We start from the raw sequence: 1,026 nt of genomic DNA, 5'->3' as shown, positions 1-1,026 counted from the left end.
AGCTGAAAACCACCTTTACGGTAACTGGCAATACCGTCACTTTCTTTTTCAACAGTTTTACGCTGGCGGTGAAAGGTTTTGCGACCGCATTTCTCTATACCATCGGAGAAATCATCTTCGGCTGGGGAAAACTGGCAGAGGTCGTGGGAGCTGACTCCATTGCCAAAGAGATGCAGGCAACCACGGAGTACCTGCGTTCTCTTGGAAAAGAGTTTGCCAAACAAACCGCTAAAGATGCCAATGCCGCCAAAGGCGCATTGGTGGGTATTTACGAAGCCCTCTCGAAACAGCATGAACAGGCACAAAAAGACATTCGTCGTGAAAGCAAAGTCACCTGGGATCAGATCAGGGAGGAACAGGAGCGTTACCGGGCAGACGTTGAGCAGACTGGCCAAACCGCAGAGCAGGCAGCAGCAACCACCAAAGCGGCGTTTACCGATGCTGCGAATGCCATCAACCAGATCAACGCGGCTGAAACCCGCATCGAATTAGCCAGCCTTGGTGTGGCACTAGCCGAAGCCTTTTCTGCCGGAACACTCTCACAGGAAGAATATACCCAGGCACTGGAGGCCAGTCGCCAGAAGCTGGCGCAACTGAAAAAAGAGGCGGAAGGCACAAGCCAGAGTATTGATAGAGTCACCGAGGCTGGTGAGCAACAAAACAGAGCTCTTGAAGATACCGCTTCCATTGCCGGAATCATGGCCGGTCATTACAACACACTCACCGCAGAATTACAGGGCATGAGTGGTGCGGCTCACGATGCCTTTGTGGCCATGAACGGCGAGGGCAACGTCAACACAGAACAGGCGATCAGCAGCATTACCGAACTGAAAAGTCAGCTCGAAGAAACGAGAGAAGAACTCAACAAGCTACAGCACTCCTACACCTTCGATGTCACAGGCATAAGTAGCTGGATGAATGAGACTGCGAAAAATGCTGCCTATGTCAAAAGTCAGTATTTAGAGCAGAAGATCGCCCTCGAAGAACTGTTAGAGAGTTATGAGCAGGGTGACTATATCGCCAGAC

1 protein-coding gene is annotated in these 1,026 nt (G+C 51.2%); it reads left to right on the top strand.

The window, feature by feature from the left end; all coding sequences use genetic code 11:
- Positions 1-1,026 (top strand): hypothetical protein (locus AK963_RS34105; RefSeq protein ID WP_175404742.1); only part of this gene is annotated, 1,026 nt, incomplete at both ends.

The sequence above is a fragment of the Endozoicomonas atrinae genome (genome assembly GCF_001647025.1).
GTDB classification, from domain to species: domain Bacteria; phylum Pseudomonadota; class Gammaproteobacteria; order Pseudomonadales; family Endozoicomonadaceae; genus Endozoicomonas; species Endozoicomonas atrinae.
Note: the sequence above shows the minus strand (reverse complement) of the source record. Positions and strands in the feature narration are given on the sequence as shown.